The organism is Psychrobacillus vulpis (assembly GCF_006861825.1).
GTDB lineage: Bacteria > Bacillota > Bacilli > Bacillales_A > Planococcaceae > Psychrobacillus > Psychrobacillus vulpis.
The window spans coordinates 111156-129473 of sequence record NZ_VDGI01000009.1; the positions used below are offsets into that span (position 1 = coordinate 111156).

16 protein-coding genes and 2 pseudogenes are annotated in these 18318 nt (G+C 36.0%); 3 read left to right on the top strand and 15 right to left on the bottom strand.

Going from position 1 to position 18318, the window contains the following annotated elements; genetic code table 11:
- Window positions 1-35: 35 nt before the first annotated feature.
- The 4 genes and pseudogenes from FG384_RS10060 to FG384_RS10075 form a co-directional block, all read right to left on the bottom strand.
- Window positions 36-662 carry a class I SAM-dependent methyltransferase gene (locus FG384_RS10060; protein ID WP_240793394.1) on the bottom strand — a complete coding sequence of 209 codons (627 nt, stop codon included), beginning with the start codon at window positions 660-662 and terminating at the stop codon, window positions 36-38.
- A 57-nt stretch (window positions 663-719) separates the two neighbouring features.
- A complete protein-coding gene (locus tag FG384_RS10065; protein ID WP_142642472.1) occupies window positions 720-2201 on the bottom strand; it encodes an amidase family protein in 1482 nt (493 codons plus the stop codon).
- Window positions 2191-2577 (bottom strand): annotated as a pseudogene (locus FG384_RS10070) (NUDIX domain-containing protein); the annotation flags it as partial. The gene FG384_RS10065 and the pseudogene FG384_RS10070, both read right to left, overlap by 11 nt.
- Window positions 2578-2811: 234 nt before the next feature.
- Entirely contained in the window at window positions 2812-3132 is a 321-nt protein-coding gene (locus FG384_RS10075) for a DUF378 domain-containing protein (protein WP_142642473.1), read from the bottom strand.
- A 385-nt stretch (window positions 3133-3517) separates the two neighbouring features.
- On the opposite strand from FG384_RS10075, the gene FG384_RS10080 reads away from it, so the two are divergent.
- Entirely contained in the window at window positions 3518-3997 is a 480-nt protein-coding gene (locus FG384_RS10080) for a GyrI-like domain-containing protein (RefSeq protein ID WP_142642474.1), read from the top strand.
- Window positions 3998-5234: 1237 nt separating this feature from the next.
- Here the strand turns inward: FG384_RS10080 and FG384_RS10085 are convergent.
- From FG384_RS10085 to FG384_RS10110, 6 genes and pseudogenes are all read right to left on the bottom strand, one after another.
- Window positions 5235-6116 carry a DMT family transporter gene (locus FG384_RS10085; RefSeq protein WP_142642475.1) on the bottom strand — a complete coding sequence of 294 codons (882 nt, stop codon included), beginning with the start codon at window positions 6114-6116 and terminating at the stop codon, window positions 5235-5237.
- A 289-nt stretch (window positions 6117-6405) separates the two neighbouring features.
- A pseudogene (locus tag FG384_RS10090) lies at window positions 6406-6876 on the bottom strand (NUDIX hydrolase).
- Between the two features lie 102 nt (window positions 6877-6978).
- Window positions 6979-7404 (bottom strand): 3-hydroxyacyl-ACP dehydratase FabZ, encoded by a 426-nt coding sequence (gene fabZ, locus FG384_RS10095; RefSeq protein WP_142642476.1) that lies wholly within the window; start codon window positions 7402-7404, stop codon window positions 6979-6981.
- Window positions 7405-8209: 805 nt separating this feature from the next.
- Window positions 8210-9829, bottom strand: coding sequence for a DUF4179 domain-containing protein (locus FG384_RS10100; RefSeq protein WP_142642477.1), 1620 nt, complete (start codon window positions 9827-9829; stop codon window positions 8210-8212).
- Window positions 9807-10373 carry an RNA polymerase sigma factor gene (locus FG384_RS10105; protein ID WP_142642478.1) on the bottom strand — a complete coding sequence of 189 codons (567 nt, stop codon included), beginning with the start codon at window positions 10371-10373 and terminating at the stop codon, window positions 9807-9809. Before FG384_RS10105 ends, FG384_RS10100 begins: the two co-directional genes overlap by 23 nt.
- A 222-nt stretch (window positions 10374-10595) precedes the next feature.
- Window positions 10596-11573 carry a DMT family transporter gene (locus FG384_RS10110; protein WP_142642487.1) on the bottom strand — a complete coding sequence of 326 codons (978 nt, stop codon included), beginning with the start codon at window positions 11571-11573 and terminating at the stop codon, window positions 10596-10598.
- A 159-nt stretch (window positions 11574-11732) separates the two neighbouring features.
- On the opposite strand from FG384_RS10110, the gene FG384_RS10115 reads away from it, so the two are divergent.
- Complete coding sequence (locus tag FG384_RS10115) at window positions 11733-12620, top strand: LysR family transcriptional regulator (protein WP_142642479.1); 888 nt, start codon at window positions 11733-11735, stop codon at window positions 12618-12620.
- Between the two features lie 55 nt (window positions 12621-12675).
- Here FG384_RS10115 and FG384_RS10120 read toward each other — a convergent pair whose 3' ends face one another.
- The 4 genes from FG384_RS10120 to garR all read right to left on the bottom strand — a co-directional run bounded on the left by FG384_RS10120 (window position 12676) and on the right by garR (window position 17281).
- Window positions 12676-13998, bottom strand: coding sequence for a gluconate:H+ symporter (locus FG384_RS10120; protein WP_142642480.1), 1323 nt, complete (start codon window positions 13996-13998; stop codon window positions 12676-12678).
- Between the two features lie 83 nt (window positions 13999-14081).
- Complete coding sequence (locus FG384_RS10125; protein ID WP_142642481.1) at window positions 14082-14918, bottom strand: class II fructose-bisphosphate aldolase; 837 nt, start codon at window positions 14916-14918, stop codon at window positions 14082-14084.
- A gap of 20 nt (window positions 14919-14938) precedes the next feature.
- A complete protein-coding gene (locus FG384_RS10130; protein WP_142642482.1) occupies window positions 14939-16384 on the bottom strand; it encodes a four-carbon acid sugar kinase family protein in 1446 nt (481 codons plus the stop codon).
- Window positions 16385-16387: 3 nt separating this feature from the next.
- Window positions 16388-17281: a 2-hydroxy-3-oxopropionate reductase gene (garR, locus tag FG384_RS10135; RefSeq protein ID WP_142642483.1), complete on the bottom strand. Its 894-nt coding sequence runs from the start codon at window positions 17279-17281 to the stop codon at window positions 16388-16390.
- Window positions 17282-17525: 244 nt separating this feature from the next.
- Here garR and FG384_RS10140 point away from each other — a divergent pair, with 244 nt between their 5' ends.
- Entirely contained in the window at window positions 17526-18155 is a 630-nt protein-coding gene (locus FG384_RS10140; RefSeq protein WP_142642484.1) for a GntR family transcriptional regulator, read from the top strand.
- A gap of 78 nt (window positions 18156-18233) precedes the next feature.
- Here FG384_RS10140 and FG384_RS10145 read toward each other — a convergent pair.
- Window positions 18234-18318 (bottom strand): IS3 family transposase (locus FG384_RS10145; RefSeq protein WP_142641792.1); only part of this gene is annotated, 85 nt, incomplete at its 5' end.

The following is an 18318-nucleotide window of genomic DNA, read 5'->3' on the forward strand; positions in this document are numbered from 1 at the left end:
GTAGTAGGGATAGATTTTGCCTTTTCAAAAGAGTACTATCTATTTTCATGCCTTTGCATGTCTTCTTCAGAGCAATATACATCTTCAATCACTTTCTCAACCATAAATCCATTATTAACTAAGGCATTGATATAAGTACTGATTCTAAATTGTTGCATGATTGCAGGGGTCCCCCATACCTCATGGTCGTAAGGGCCTTCCTCATGATAGGATTTATTGAAAGCTAGAACTCCATCTTTATTACTTACTCGACTATGCAATGGATGCTCCCAACTAAAAATAAATATCCCCCCTAGTTTTAGGTATTTATTAATATTGGATAAAGTTTTATTTAAATCAGTTGTCCATCCAAGGGCATATATGGAATATACAATGTCAAAATAATTATGTGGTAAGCCGGGGTTTTCTTCCATTGGTGATTCAAATAATTGAACAGGCGAACCACAATTCTCTAATAAGAGTTTAGCTGCATTTACTTGTTTTTCAGATAGGTCTAAACCCCATAGTTCAGCCGCATTTCGTTGGTTCATATATTGTAATGAATGCCCACTACCACATCCAATATCTAACACTTTTAAATTCGCAATATCACCAAATAGATTAAGATTATCTTCAAGTGGTGCTATCGGTCCATACTCTGGAAGTGGGTGGGGTTCTTCCATAAAAACGTTCTGCTACTTCATTCCAACTTTGTTTGTTTGCTGCTAATGACTTAACATTCATACTTCAATACCTCCATCATTTTCTAAGCTTGGACTTTTACGATGCTTTGTAGCTTGCTCAAAAGCATAAGTAAGTTTTATTAAAACACCTTCACTAAAAGCTGAACCTGCAAAAGTTATGCCAAATGGTCTCCCACCTTTCATATATCCAGCTGGCAGAGCTATTGAAGGGTATCCTGCTTTAGCACAAATTGTGGAACCTATATAAGAAGGAAAAAGAATCGCATCTAGATTAAACTTTTTTAAAGCATAGTCTATTCCCTGTTCTTGAGAAAAATATAAATCTTCTAATTTTGCATTTAAATAATCTGGATTTCTTAAAGTATTAGATATATGTTCTCTATTCTCCAGCTTATCTTGTCCGTATTTTAATGCTTTTTCTCCCAAACTTTTATTAAACTGAATTAATTCACTAATAGAATGAACGGGCAATTGCGGAGGTAATTTTGAAAGATAATTATCTAAACTATGTTTCAACTCATATAATGGCACTCCCCAACTCCAATCTCTATGGAAAGACGGAATATCTATATCTTCAATAACCATGGCTTCCTCGTCGCTCAGTATTTGAATGGCATTTTTAAATAATTCTTCATCATACTCGGCTGATTCATTTGAAACAGTATTGAATACACCAATTCGTGCACCTTTTAAACCGTTAGAATCTAAATAAATTGAATAATCCTGCTCTGATTTCCCTTCACTTTTAAAAGTTGCTGGATCAAGTGGATCTACACCAGTTAGTGTTCCTAATAATATTGCTGCATCCGTGACGGTTCTTGCAAACGGACCTGCTGTATCTTGAGAATATGTAAAAGGAATAGTACCAGTTCGGCTCACTAAACCAACAGTAGGTTTAATACCAACTACTGAGTTTTGAATAGCTGGACTGAGTATAGATGCGTCTGTCTCCGTACCCACGGATAAAACAGTGAAGTTAGCAGCAACTGCCACTGCTGATCCTGAACTAGAACCGCCAACAAACAGATCTGCATCCCCATATGGATTTCTTACTTGCCCACCTCTTGCACTGTAGCCAGCCCACATTTCAGAAGACATCCCATTCGCTAATTCGGTCATATTCGTCTTTCCTAAAATAATTGCCCCTGCTTTTCGGAGCTGCTCAACAAGAAATGCATCTTTATCGCTAATATTATTTTCCAACGCTAATGTTCCCGCACTTGTATGCATAGAATCCTTTGTTTCAATATTATCTTTAAGTAAAACAGGAATACCATGTAAAGGCCCTCTCGCTCCTTTTATTGTTCTCTCATAATCCAATGCTTCTGCAATAAAAATGGCATCTGGATTTATTTCCAGAATGGAATTGATTTTTGGCCCGTCTTGATCATACTTTGCAATTCTAAATAGATAGTACATGACTAATTCTTTTGATGTTATTTCTCCTTTTTCCATCCCTGCCTGTATATCTTGAATAGTTAATTCTTCTCTAAAAAATGTATTAAATTTAATTTCCATAAAACTCTCCTTTGTTCCTCATAGCATCTGCCGCTATAATACTATCCCTCAAATAATGTGAAGTCCCCTCGTTATTGACAATCTCATCCGTCGTCATCCAATGGATAGATTCAACCTCATCTGGACTTTTTACGTGTGGCTCCCCTTTATCAAATTCGCATAAAAAAACTATGTCCACACAACCTGGTTCCCATTTGCTAATACCAAAGAAGTATTCCGCACATATTGAATTGAGTTCTTTACTTCCACTACCCACTTCTTCAAACAACTCTCGGCGTAACATTCTTTCCAAAATATCGGTAGAATCTCCTTCGTGCTCCACTGTTCCACCTACTAAGGCCAATTCGCCCCCTGCATGCGCTTCCTTAATACTCCTTCTGACTAAAAGCCACTAATCTTCTTGAAATACAGCACCCTCCACATTTATAGCAAACATGTATAATCCCCTTTCATAAATCCATTATGTAATCTTCTTGATAAGTTACCATATCTCCTTTTTATTTCCACTTTCCTTCGATCAGAATTTAGCATCAACTATTTTCGGTATCTCTATTAAAAAAACTGACGAACCCATAAAAGGTCGTCAGTTTTTTTAAATGAAATACTACTGTTATTTCTTTTCCTCAGGATCTTTCGCTGAATAATTTTTTATATCTGTAAAGTCAGCTTCCTCACCAAATTCTGTACCATAATTAACATTTCCATAACCACGTACATTTCTATCTACTTCCACATCTTTCGCAGGTTCAAATAAAAGTGGTAAACAAATTAGTCCACTTAAACCAACAAGCGCATAAATTACTCTCGAAATAGCTGTTGTTTCTCCTCCCAAAATAGAAGATATTAAGTCGTATCTAAAAAATCCAATTAAACCCCAGTTAATTGCACCAATTATAACAAGCACTAAAGCAATCCGATGTATAGCTCTCAAGATTAACACCTCCTCAACTTTTCTGTATGAACTTTAACGACGAATGAAAACACATAATTGCATTATCATAAATAGCTAAGATTCGCTCTTAGCTTTTGCAAGAAATAAAGTTTAATGCAAAACAATAAAAATTTGTTCAAAAAAATCATTTTTGTTTAAAATGAAACCTTGTTATGAATATAAACTCCTCATATCACCAATCTATGTACAAGTGATGTTAATTTGATAAAAAAACATAAGCTTAATTTGCATTAAACAAATTTCGCGCAAATGGAGATATTCCTTTTTTCGAAGCTATAAATTGAAACAAACTTTATTGTTAGAATATAATTGAATTTGAGAAAGCTACCAGGAAAATTTTTCTTAGAGGAGAGGAGCAAAACCAATGCAATTTCGTATTGTTGATAGAGATGCTTTTCAAGTAATAGGAATTAATCGAGAATTTCCATATGATGTTGAAGATGGAGGCATACAAGAGTATCAAAAATTTTGGAATGAAATACATGAAAATGGAACCGTAAATCAATTAGATCATTTAAAAGATGGAGAAACAAAGGGACTTTTAGGTATTTGGGCTGAGGTAAATAAAGAGAAAAATATAATGGACTATTATGTTGCTGCAGAATATAGTGGTGAAACGCCAATTGGATTAAAGAAAATTGAATTTGCTGCATCTAAATGGGTCGTTTTTGAGGTACTAGGACCATTTCCATCTGCTATGGCTAATGCTTGGGGAAAAATTTATTCCGAATGGTTTCCTTCCTCAGGATATGAGCCAGCAGAAATGAAACCATTTGAAGTTTATATTGATACTAATACTCAAAATCCTAATGCATATAATGAAATCTGGATTCCGATTAAGTAAAAATCTTCTTTCATTTTATATTGCCCGTATTCACCATAAGGTTACGCATAATCTATAAAATATTGAGATTTGTAGAACTTAACTTGCGGATATGGGTGCTCTACATAATCATAGTAAAAAAAGCGTTTTTACTTACTGTAGAAACGCTTTTTTTTTTTAAAATAGGATACCGAAGCTTACCGCTCGCTTTCCGCGGGCGAGCGCCGAGGCGCTTCGTCGCTATGCTCCTGCAGGGTCTCGTCTGTCTCGCTTTTCCCGCAGGAGTCGAGCGGACGCTTCTCCAAACTATAAAATGCTACCTTTATACTTTGATGGAAAATGATGATTAGAAACCAAAATTATGAGCGCGCCCAATTAGAGATAAATATATACCAAGGTCCAATCAGTCTTTTATCTTTAAATAGGATAGATCAAGTTTTCCGAAGCTTTCCGCGGGCGAGCGCCAAGCCGCTTCGTCGCCAAGCTGAGGGCACTGAAAAAGTCCCCTAAAATCAGCTTTTCAGATGGAGTTGTACAATAACCCAATAGATAAGAAAATCGTTGAAATGGCTCCCTTTCCGCGGGCGTTGCCTTAGCCTCCTCACTTCGCTGCGGGGTCTTCGGCTAACGCTATTCCCGCAGGAGTGTCGCCTTTTTCAACGATTTTCTAGAAATGAAAAAATATGCATCTTAAAAATAGACAGTTTTTCAGTGCCTTGCTATGCTCCTGCAGAGTCTCGTCTGACTTGTTTTTCCCGCAGGAGTCGAACGGACGCTTCTCCAAACCATTAAAATGTTACCTTTCTACTTTAATCTTGTCATGTGTTGAATCAATGAAGATATGGTCTGCATGAAGAAGTCCTTTATCCTTGAATCTTTTAAAATACGAAAGTAAATCTGTTCGAAGACATCCAAGTCTTCTAATTTGGATACTAAATGATGGTTTGGTAAAAGCTGCTCAATGGTTAGCTGTTCATGTTAATTGATTTAATTTTTCGTCATCCTATCTTTTTCCTTGGATACTTTTTAGAGCACTAGTTGATTGGAACGGAGGGCGACGACTCCTGCGGGAAAAGCGTGAGTCTTGAGACCCCGTAGGGAGCATAGCGACCGAAGAGGCTCAAGCCACGCCCGCGGAAAGCGTTCGCCCGGAGTGGAAATCAACTGCATTCCATTTTAAAAAAATGACTGTAGGCAAACTGAAATTTCTTTGAGTTTGTCTCCAGCCTGAGCGTTTCTACTTCTGTAGAAACTCTGTCTAAGTAAGTGATTTCATTTTGTTCTTTTTTAAAAATCCAAACTTTGTTTCAGATATGATTATTGCAAAAAGAATAATGATAGCACCGAGAATCATTTTAAAGGTCATTACTTCGCTTAAAATAACAACGGAGAACGCCATTCCCCAAAATGATTCAGTAGATAGAATGATTGCAGCTTTCGTTTCTGTTATGTATTTTTGAGCAACTGTTTGCATTAAATAGGCGATCGTTGTGGAAAAAATACCAAGGTAAAGAAGGTTCAGCATTCCTTCTGTTTCCAATGAAAAAGAAGCTTCTCCTCTAAATAGTACAACAATCCACCCAATAACTGCAGCCACTACCATCTGAACAATTGTGAGAACAACAGGATCCTCATCTTTTACAAATCGAGATGTGTAAAATATATGAAAAGCAAATCCAACTGCACATAATAGTGTCAATAAATCACCTATATTAATCTCGGAAGATAACTTTAGTGAGAGTACTGCTACACCGATCACAGCTAAAACTGCTCCGCCAAGTTCGTACATATCCATTTTTCTCTTATATAGAAAAAATCCTATAAAAGGAACAATGACCACATTTACTGCTGTTAAAAAGGCATTTTTGGAAGGTGTCGTGAACTGTAGTCCTACCGTTTGAAGAGCGAAAGCTACATATAAAAAGATTCCTATTATAGTACCTTTTATCAATGTACTTTTATTTAATTTTTTCAGTTTTTTATGAAACAGGATGATTAAAATAATTGCCCCAATTAAAAACCTTCCTGCTAAAATCTGATAGGGAGTATAGTATTCTAAGGACACAGCACTAGCAACGAATCCACTCCCCCATATAATTGCTGTTACTATAAGCAATATTTCGCCAATATATTTTTGCATATAAATCCACCAACCTTTATATTTTTACCTCGAAATCGCACTGAATCAGTGGTAAAATCAATATTATTAGTATAACGTATTCATTTCTAAAAAAAGCGTTTTCTCACTACAAAATTTTATCTGTAGAAGAAAAACGCTTTTTATTATATTTATTTTTACCTTCTACGATTCCAAGTCCAGTCTTATGTAGAAATGTTAGAAATGGTTATGACTACGAATAAATATGTAATCAGGGAGGAAAACAATTAACTCTCTTCTTACTTTCTTCTGGTGAACAAAGATCCTACTATTATTCCGTGTACAAGCGGCCACCTAGTTTGTATGGATTTACTTCCCATGTCTCGTATGGGACGTAGTGCTGTGCTTGCATTGCATCCAATGTTCGAGATTTCATATGTGGGCGAGTAATATATTGATCAATATTTGATTCGGTTAATTCAACAAATTTCGCTTCTACAATTTCTTCTGGTTGAACTTTTATCTCTCCACTTACATATTGGGCTTTAAATACAACCGATAAAATATGTTTAGTAACATTATAATAAACACCTGTTATTCCTAAAGGTCTAATGACAATTCCCGTTTCTTCTAGTACTTCTCTACAAACAGCTTGGTCTAAAGCCTCCCCTACCTCCACTTGCCCTCCTGGAGCTTCTCAAGTATCATTGCGCCAATGAGTTTTTACTAAAAGTACTTCCCCTTTTTCATTTTCTATATGTGCAGAAACTGCGATAATATGTTTTGGATCTTTGTTACCCAATTTTTTTACCCCCTATAATCAGTTCGTAGCCATCTATTTCTTCATCCATTAATATATATCCTCTTTCATTACATGAAGAACAATTTTGAAATTCAATTAGTATTAATCACCAAATGCAAAAATCAGTTCAGTCTCGCAAACTATTTTCCCATCTACAGAAGCTATTCCCTTCCCTTTTCCGATTGGCCCTTTTAAACGGGTAATTTCTATTTCGAGACGAAGTTGATCACCTGGTTTTACTTGCTGTTTAAACCGGCAATTATCTACACCAGCTAAAAGCCCTAATCGACCTTCATTTCCTTCTTTAGTGAGCATCACAACAGCACTTACTTGAGCTAATGCTTCGACAATTAATACACCTGGCATAACTGGATAGTTGGGGAAGTGTCCATTAAAAAATTCTTCATTTGCAGTCACATTTTTAATACCGACCGCTCTCTTTCCTTCTTCTAGTTCTAAAATCTTATCTACTAAAAGAAATGGATATCGATGCCTAATAATATCTTTTATTTTCTGCGTATCAAACATTATTTCATCTCCCTTATCTACTTCCCCACATTATAACACTTAGTACTAGTATCTGGTATTAAAAACTTGGAAGTACAACCCAGTAAATAAAAAAAGCGCGAGGCGCCCTTTAAGAGCATCTTCTCTTCATCGTTTCTAGCGTGCTTTGGACAGTATGTCGGCCATCTTATTACCGAATAAGCTTTAAGATGGACGGGAAGTGGTTTGCCACTTCCCGTCCATCTTTTTCGGTAATCCTTTGGCTGTCGTTTGTCCGTCTCCCGCTTGAAATGGTTGGAGTTTTGCTTTAGGTTAATGAAAGAATCGATACTATCTACCTAGAGAGCGGCGCCCGAAGATACAATTTCGGGCGCTCTTCGCTTCTCAATTTTAGAGATACTGCTCATTTTTTCAACTATTAATACCATAAAACATATGAACAAAAACAAGTATGGTGAAAAAATTGAAATTAGTTCTTTTATAGGAACTATTTACTATATCCTTTTTTTATATAAGAGAATTTAGCGCGGCGGTATGAGACTCCTGCGGGAAAGCGAGACAGAAGAGACCCCGCACGGAGCGAAGCGAAGGAGGAGGCTCGTCGCTCGCCCGCGGAAAGCGAATGCCAAAGCGCTAAATTCTCGTAGTGCTATTTGTTAGATAATTTATTGGAATGACACTCTTTCAGCGACCTTACAAGTCTTTACTAATCCTAGTAAAAGTACTATAAACACTGGGTTCATAGTACATCAATTTTATATACTTTCTTATCTTTTAAAAAAAGCATCTTATCTAAAAGTTTTTTGTAGATGAAGATGCTTTAGAGTCAATATAATGGAACTTGCCATTTATCTTTTAATTCATAATAACGAGTTACTGAAATTAAGTGTAAAGTTAATTCTTCCGGAATTTCTTCTAGGTCATATGTTTTGAGGTTTAGATTTAATTTATAGCGATCGTTTTTATCTTTTTCATTAAGTATGGATCCGCTTTGATAAGTTGGATATGTGTTTCCTTTATCATCTACTAAAATCCAAGTACCAAGTTCTGAAGAAAGTGCTTCTTTGCCACCCTTCATCTCAATTTGAAAGATTGTTTCTTTTTCTATTGGTATTAGTGACTTACGTAAAGAAAACTCGCTTTTTAATTTCGCTTTATTAATTGTTATATAATTTCCTTCGTATTCGAATGAAACCGGATTGTTTTTCAATTCTTTTGGTTTAATTTTAACAGAGAAATCAGAAGGTACTGTTTTAAAAACACCATCCAACACAAAAGTTAGTTTGTTGTTAACTTTTTGTGGAATATATGATTCATTCCATGCAACTTGTCCAAGTTGCTCCATATCTTCTCCAGTACCTGAAAGCATTCTTAAGCTATCATGCTCCCCTTTTTCTTCCAACAATCTATTATTACGATAATAAATAGTCTTCTTTTCCTCATTCTCAATATGATACTGGATTGCAGTCCCATAGCTAGTAGAGGTGTTTACTTTTTCTTCTCCAAACTTCTCTTCAAGCTTTTGAATCTTTTCTTTTACAAGCGCTTGTTCTTCATTCGTAAAAGATGTTTCGTAGGATAAGTCATTGGAAGAAGGGGCAAATTGAACTTCCTTCATATTTACGACTACTCCATGAGCGCTTTTTTTAGCATCATTTAATGGGATTGTCTTTGTTAATTTTTTATTTTCTATTAAATCTACTGGAACTTCTAGTTTCCAATTGCCTTTAACTCCATTTAACTCAACTAAATCGAACTTTATCGTTAACTTATCCGTCGCTTCTTGGTCACGCAATGAAAATTCTATAAATCCATAGTCACTGTCTTCTCTCCAACCTGTTCCAATTCTATCATTTTCATTTCCATTCTGATCTAATGCAATAATCTTATTTTCAGAGTCAGCGAGATTAAGATGTGTATCCAGTGGTTTTCCGTTTTGATTTAAAACTTGAAAGGATAATGCAACTCGAGAGGAATCGGCAACGACATCTTCCACTTTTAATGTAATTCCACGATCCGTTACTTCTAGATTCACCCTATCGCCTAAACCGGACTCAGTAGCCATTCTTAATCCTTCATCCACTTGTTCCGTACCAAACATGCCACCTATCAACTGAGCAAAACTTGGGTTCAGTGCAGCAGTTAAACCCAAAGCTAGCACAATTCCCGCTGCCGATAGTAAAATGCGTTTCCAAGTATTACTTTTTCTCCGAACTACCTTCTGTTCATAAGGTTCAATCTGATCCAAAACAATGGAAGCAAAATCATCCGGTAATGTTGGTGTTTGTAATGTTTCTTTTAGAAATTGTTGTTCTCCTTTGAAAGCCTCAACGACTCGTATACAATCATCACAGCTTTTAACATGAGCGTGTATTTGATCATGCTCTTGTACTGTAAGTAAGTTATCAACGTACTGAGAAAGTTTATCTACCTTCGGACAGTTCATAAAAATAGCCTCCTTCTCGTTTTATCGTATCTCTCATTTTTTTCTTTGCTCGGTGCAGTTTATTGCGAATATCTGATAAAGGGACTTCGACCAGTTCACTTATTTCGTTATAGCTTAACTCGTTTACATACCGCAAAAGTATAATCATTCGTTCGTCTTCTGGTAGGGTTGCTATAAGTCGTTCTAGTTGTCTGCTTTTCTCCTTTTTCAAAAAGATGATTTCAGGATAATTAGTGTTTACAACTTTTTCTTCATTCATTTCTACTTGCTTCATCTTGTAACTTTTTTTACGAAACTCATCCATACAATGATTGATTGCCACCCTGTAAATCCATCCAGCAAACGATCCTTTTTCATCATATTTATCTAGTTGATGATACACTTTGATGAATGCTTCTTGTACTAAGTCTTGTGCATTCTGCGGATTTTTCGTCATTCGTAAAATCGTCGCATATAGCTGATTTTTATATTTATTAATAATATGTGCGTATGCTTGCTTGTTACCTGATAGCACCTCATGTATCCACTGCAGTTCTTCTTCCATATTGACCTCCTTGCTAAAACGATCATGCGCATGTCTCGTTTTTATCACTCACCTATCATAACGAGTTTATCAGTAAAATAATTTCATGTACGTTGAAAATTAATTTCCAACAAAAAAAGTGTCTTCTTCTTACAAAAATTCATTTGTAGAAGAAAACACTCTTAACTATTAGTTGTAGCTGATGAATTCATCTCCTGTGTTAGTCACAAGGAAATAGCGGTTCTACAAAATTTCTTTCATAGAAGTGGACGCTTTTATTTTATTTATCGGAACTGGCTCACTTTTCTGCTGTCTACGTAGAAAAATATTATTCGAAATCAATGAAAATATAATAAACGTAATTCCTATTAATTCATAATAATTTACTTGATTTCCTTGAACAAGTGAAATCACAAGTGTTGTAACAGGAACAAAATTAATAAATAACAATCCATTTAACGGAGTTAGAATGCTAACACCAATATTCCAGCCAATTAGTGCAATAAGTCCTGGAAAAATAATCATAAACAATAAATGCGGACTTACAATCGTAATTGTTTCCATGGAAGGTACACTCACATAACCGGAAAATGTAAGGATCAAAACGATAACAGCAGCTGAAACTGTCCCAAGAAGACAGCTTAATGTAGAATACCGTAACGCAGACCATCCCCGAAACTTACTGCCCCCCATTGTGTAAACAACCCATCCAATAACCGCAATCAAAATGAGCACTGAAGGAACAATATTATCGGTTGCAGATAGAAATGCTCCAAAATCACCTTTTGTTATAACGAGAGCCGCACCGATAAATGCTATTAAAACACATACTAATGTGAAAGTATAAGGTCTACGTCTATATAACATCCATACAATCACAATAGATATCATCGGCATTAAAGATTCCATAATGGATGCGACCATTACCCCCGGCCCTCCTAACAAATCTTCTCCCCAGAAAATAAGTAAATTATATACGGTGAAAGCCATCGTACCGAAAAACCAGAGTGAGAATCCCATTCCTTCCAATTGAAACGCCTGTTTTCCTTCTTTCCATAATAGAAGGATTACTAAAATAACTGTCACTGTACCATAACGAAAAATAGTAAAATAAAATGGATCTATATATTGAAAAGCATCGTGCGCGACAGGAAACATTGCTCCCCACGACACACTCGCAATAAGACATAATATAGCACCTACTAATACATTACCTTTCATAACCACATCAATCTCCTTCAAATGTTTGCCTTATCTATTAAACGTCATATTTAGTCATCATGTAAAATGAATATTAATGATGTTTGCTATCATTTTTAGTGATATCATAATTAATAGATTTAATAAGTGGAGTTATTAGTTTCAAAAGGAGAAAGTAAAATGGAGTTTAAAGACTTAGAAATTTTTCAACTGGTCGCTCAAAAAGGGACGATTACAGAAGCAGCAAAAGCATTAAGCTATGTTCAATCGAATATTACGTCAAGAATTCATAAGCTTGAAACCGAGCTAAATACGCCGCTATTTAATAGACATAATCGTGGAATGAGTTTAACGCCAGAAGGAAAAAAACTACTAGTTTATTGCGAGAAAATATTAACACTAACGAACGAAATGAAAAGAGTGGTACAAAGCGGGGAGGATCCCTCCGGTAAATTAGAAATAGGATCAGTAGAAACAGTCATTAAATTACCGAATATCCTATCTACCTATACGAAGAAGTATAAAAATGTTGACTTATCACTACTAACAGGAGTTACCGACCAATTGCAGCAAGATGTATTGAACCATCGTTTAGATGGAGCCTTTGTAACGGAAACAGATGTGCATCCTGACCTCGTCTCTCATGATGTTTTTCAAGAAGAACTTGTCCTAATTTCAGATATGAAAGCAACTTCGTTAGAACAACTAATACAGGAGCCATTCCTTTGTTTTAGCAAAGGGTGTGGATACCGTGCAAGACTAGAGGCTTGGTATAAAAATCAGAATATTACTCCTCAAAAAGTGATGGAATTCGGGACATTGGAAACCATTTTAAGCAGTGTTGCTGTAGGGCTAGGCATCACATTTGTTCCAAGATCTGCAGTTTCCCATTTAGAAAAAAGAGGGCTTATCCAATGTCATACCCTTCCCGAACAATATAGTAAGATCAAAACTGTTTTTATTAGACGTTCCGATGCCTATCTAACAACTACAATCGAAAAATTTATCGAAACGATAGAACAGACTAAAGATGAAACGACAGAGCCCTTATCCTTTATTTCCAATTAAAAAAGCGTCTTCTTTCTACCATCCTATAGTAGAAAGAAGACACTTTTTTTTATTGTTAAGAAATAATCATATTAAGGATTAACACTCCAGCTAGTCCCACTAACGAAAGAATCGTTACCATGACCGACCATGTTTTAATTGTTTTCCCTATAGAAAGATTGAAGTATTCTTTATAAATCCAGAAACCTGCATCATTTACATGGGAGAACGTAATACTTCCAGCTCCAGCAGCTAATACCATTAGTTCAGGGCTAACACCTGTTATTCCAACTAGTGGTGCTGCAATACCAGCAGCTGTCATACCAGCTACAGTAGCTGATCCAACTGCTACTCGTAAAATAGCAGCGATTAACCAAGTTAGAAGTAACGGAGAAAGTGTTGAATTTGCCATCATATCCGCAATATATTTGTCAATATGACTGTCAATAAGTACTTGTTTGAATGCTCCACCAGCAGCGATGATTAGTAGAATCATTGCAATTCCGCTAACAGCTTCTGTAACCGATTGCATAACTTCTTTCATTTTTTTACCGCGGTTCAGACCAAAAGTAAAGAATGCAAAAATCACGGACAGCAATAATGCAACATTAGCATTACCGATAAAATCAAAGAACGGCATAACTGCAGAATCTGGTGCAGCGATTACAACAATTACATGTGAAGCAATCAAAATGACTGGCATTAAGGACGTTAGTAAACTCGTAACAAATCCAGGCATTTCTTCCTCTGTAAATTCTTTCGGATTAAAAAGCCCTTTTGGAATTTCTACTTCTAAACTTTCTTTCTTAAATAACCTCGTAAATAACGGTCCACCAATTATAATGGCAGGAATGGCAATAACAATTCCATATACTAGTGTTTTCCCTATATCTGCATTGAATACACTCGCAATTGCTGTTGGTCCTGGATGTGGTGGAACAAAGCCATGCATCGTAATAAGTGCAGCAATCACGGGCATCCCAATATATAACACTGGCACTCCAGCTGCAGTAGCAATCGTAAATACTAACGGAATTAATACAACAACTCCAGTTTCAAAAAACAGCGCTATCCCTACGACAGTAGCTGTCAAAACAGCCGCTAGTTGAACTCTCTTTTTACCAAACACACGAATCAGCGTTGTCGCAATTCGTTGTGCTCCCCCCGAATCAGTCATTAATTTACCAAGGATAGCTCCGAAAACAATAATCATTGTTAGGCTTCCAAGTGTCCCACCTAAACCACTTTGAACAGATGTCATTGCTTCAAGGGGTGACATTCCTTCTAAAATTCCAACTGATAGGGCAACAAGAATGAGTGAGATAAAAGCATTTAATTTGAAAACAATCATTAAAATTAGTAACAGGGCAACCCCTATACAAATAGAAACTATCGGCATCGTATTCCTCATTTCGTTTAGCTATTTTTTACTTAAACTCTACAATTATTAATAAGTAAACCGCAAAATGAATTCAATAATGTTTATTTATTAGCAAACAATCGCACGAATTTAGTCATTACTGGTTCCATAGACTGTTGCATTTCTGCCATTACAGTAGAAAGGTGAACCATGTGTTTATTCTCAAAAGAGTTTTGTAAATAGGAAACGGCAGCCATAGATACTTCTGTATTCACGTTGATCTTACATATTCCAAGTTGTACTGCTTGTTTAATAACAGTATCTGGAGTTCCTGACCCACCATGAAGCACAAGTGGAACATCTACAGCCTGTTGAATTCTTTCTAAAAGTGGTAAATCAATTTTTGGCTCGCCCTTATACATACCATGTACAGTTCCGATAGCAGCAGCTAAGAAGTCTACTCCTGTTTCCAACACAAAGTCTTTCGCAGACTGTGGATCTGTAAGAGTACCATCTCCTTCTTCCTCATCGGAGAATTCTCCTTTTGCTAAAGAACCAATTTCAGCTTCCACTGACACGCCTGCCATATGAGCAATTTCTACAATTTCCTTCGTACGACGGATGTTTTCTTCTATATCATAGGCAGACCCATCAAACATAACAGATGTGAATCCACAACGAATGGCACGAATAATCGATTCTTTTTCGTACGCATGATCTAGATGTAGTGCAATAGGAACAGGAGATTTCTCTGCCATTGCTTTTACAAGTGCAGAAAAACCTTCTACATCTACTGTTGGGAAATAGCGTTCCCCAAGTGCAATAATTACTGGCTGATTTTCCTGTTCTGCAACACGAATTGCTGCTTGTACCGTTTCTAAACTGTAAACATTAAAAGCAGCTACAGTGTATTTTTCTTTCTGCGCTTTTGTTAAAATCTCTTTTGTATTTACTAACATGTCTTTTCCCCCTTTAAATATTATTTATTTAAAATTTCAACTGTTTCTTTTAAAGTAGTAACGGCACCTACATTACCCGGAAAAATAATGTACGCAATTCCTGGGAACTTACTTTCTTCCCCTGTATACCATACAGGAATTCCAGGTTTGATCTGACCAGCTACTGCCGCTCTTTTTACTTCTAATCCTTTTGTTCCGATATCACTAGATGTGATACCGCCTTTCGCGACAATGTAATTTGGGCGTACATTTAGTCGTTGTACGATACTTGTAACTGCATCTGAGATTTTAATAGATAGTTTTAACTCTTCTTCTTTTTTACCTTCACCTAAATCCAGTCTCTCTCGATTTGTAAAAACAGTAACGGTTTTACCATCTCGAATTAAGCTTTCTGTAGTTGAAATTACTCTATTTATTTCTTCTTGGAACTTTTCAGGTTGCAATACAAGATGGGTATCAAATTCAATGAACTCGATGAAATCACATGTTTTCAATACTTCTAGCTGCTCCGTTGTTTTTTTCACGTGAGATCCAACTAGGATTAAACCACCATGATTCGTTTCTTCCTGAATCAATTCTTCTCTTGTTAAAAGTGCTTTATCACTTACGCCACCAATAACTTTCGTAAGCGCAGCTGCACTTCTGAACATGAATTGTTTTCCTGTTTCAATTGCTTTAACTAGTGCAATCACAAAGATTTCTACATCGACGTAATCTACTGCATTTACGACTACTTTATTAAAATCAGTTACTTGCATTAATTGATTTGTAATTCCTTCAATATCAAGTGAGCGTAAGCTTTCAAGTGAAATATAAGTTGTGTTTTCAGCTGTGAATTTACCAGCTGATTTTTCTTCAACATATTCGCCTAAATGAGATTTTGTATATCCAAATGTTCTGTCTTTCGCAAATTCTGTCTCACCAGCAGGTACTAAATAATCTTCATATTGTACATAGTGGATGTTGTCCACCGTAAAGCGGCCACCTTCTTTGAAGAATGGGAGAATTACTTCCCCGTCAAATTGGATGTCTGAAGCTGCTTCAATCGTATTTTTCAGCACTACAGTTTCCAGTGGATAATGACCTCTTAAAGTAGAGTCTCCACGGCTAATGACTATAAATTCTTTATTTTGTTTGGTTGAGGCTGCTACAATGTTTGCAGCAATTTCTGTATGGGCTTTTTCTGTTTCCGCCGCAGTAAATCCTCGCGAATTTGTCAGTATAAAAAACATTGCGTTTTCTTCTTGGAATCCTTTTTCTATACTCTCTACTGACCAATCTGTATACACGGAAACGCCATGAACAGTTTGTACACCTGTTGGGTCATCGTCTAGTACGATAATTTTTTTATTTAAATTAGCTAATTCTGCTTTCAACATATCTTTTACAGACTCTGTATCTACTGTTTGGATACTACTAAAAACTTCTTGAACTAATCTTTTTACTGTACTATCAATTGTAGTCATGAATTAAACTCTCCCAACTTCAACATTTGCAAGTTTTTCAAAGTATTGAACAACACCGCCATGATCGTCTGCAGCTTTTCCATCTACCTTTAACGCATGAAAAATTTCTAATAACTGGCTAGATAACGGCATTGGTACACCAATGCTATGCGCTGTGTCCATTACGTTTGTTATATCTTTTAAGTTAATATCAATTCTTCCACCAGCTACGAAATTACGATCAAGGATTAACGGAACTTTTGCATCAAGTACTGCACTTCCTGCAAGTCCACCACGTATTGCTTGATACATTTTTTCCACATCAATACCAGCTTTTGTAGCTAATACTAATGCTTCTGACATAGCAGCTATATTTAAGTTAACGATTACTTGGTTGGCTAATTTAGCAGTGGCTCCGCTACCATTTCCACCTACTAACGTTACTTCTGCACCTACCGCGTATAATACATCTTTTACTTGTTCAAATACTTCTTCTTTCCCACCGACCATAATAGCAAGTGTGCCATCTATCGCTTTTGGTTCCCCACCACTAACAGGAGCATCTAACATTTCTACCCCTTGTTTTTCTGCGATTTGTGCAATTTCTTTCGAAACAACTGGTGTAATGGAACTCATATCAATAATAATTGAACCCTTTTTAGCACCACTAAGTACACCATTTTCTCCTAAAACTACTTGTTGGACATGATGGGAAGCAGGAAGCATAGTAATAATAACATCGCTATTTTCCCCTATTACTTTTGCAGAATCTCCAGCTGTTGCACCAGCATCTATTAACGTTTGGACCGCTTCTTTGTTAAGGTCGTTCACCATCACTTCGTACCCTTTTGACAATAAATTCAAGGCCATAGGTTTCCCCATGATACCTAAACCAATAAAACCAATTTTTTTTGTCATCCTAATTCCTCCTAATCTAAATAATATTCCCTGTTTGGCTATATGAAATTCTAATAATTTGATGTGAATTGAAACCGTTTGCAATGTACTTTACGAAAATCATTGTATACTACTTTTAAATTTTTGTATACATTTTAGTTATACTTGTACACAAAATAAGTGATACTAATATTAGAACTATCTTTATGTCCTTTTTTTTGATAAATTATTTGTAGATAAGTTGGAAGAAATAGGAGTGAAAGTAATGACTCAAAACGATAAAAATTCTCGCTCTGCTTACCATCAAGCGTATGAAGTGATTCGTGATAGAATTTTAAACGGAGATATGCCAGGCGGCACAAAAATTGTGGAAGAAAAATTAGCAGCTGAATTAGGATTTAGCCGAACTCCTATTAGAGAATCTCTGCGACAACTAAGTAATGAAGGACTTATCGTTAATAAGAAAGTTGTAAAGCCTACCGAAAAAGATTTACGTAACCTATTTCAAGTTAGGATTCTTTTAGAAGGTTTCTCAGCGAAATCAGCTGCAACATACTTGCCAGAAGAAGATTTAAACTGTCTTTCAAAATGTATTGAAATAGGACGAAAAGGAACAGCGGAAGAGATAATGGATGCGAATGAGCGTTTTCACGAAGTTATCGTACAATCTAGTGGCAACTCACTGATGATAGAAACAATAGATCGAATGAAGTCCACTATCTATCTTTTTCGTAAGACCGTTGTGTTATACAACCGTCCACGTTTAATAGATGAGCATGAGGAAATTTATGAAGCTATTAAAGCTAGAGATGGTGAAAAGGCAAAACAATTAATGGAAGATCATCTTAAAGAAGATTTAGATTTTTGCTTACATATATTAAGAAGCGAGAGATAATCATTTCTGAACAATAAAAGCCCCACTTTTTAAAAGAGGCACTGACTACCCTAATTGAGACAGGAATAAAACACCCTATTATGCAGCCAATTGACGGTATTGAACCGGCGATTGGCTGTTTAATTTCGTTTGAATACGGATATTGTTATAATAAGTAATGTAT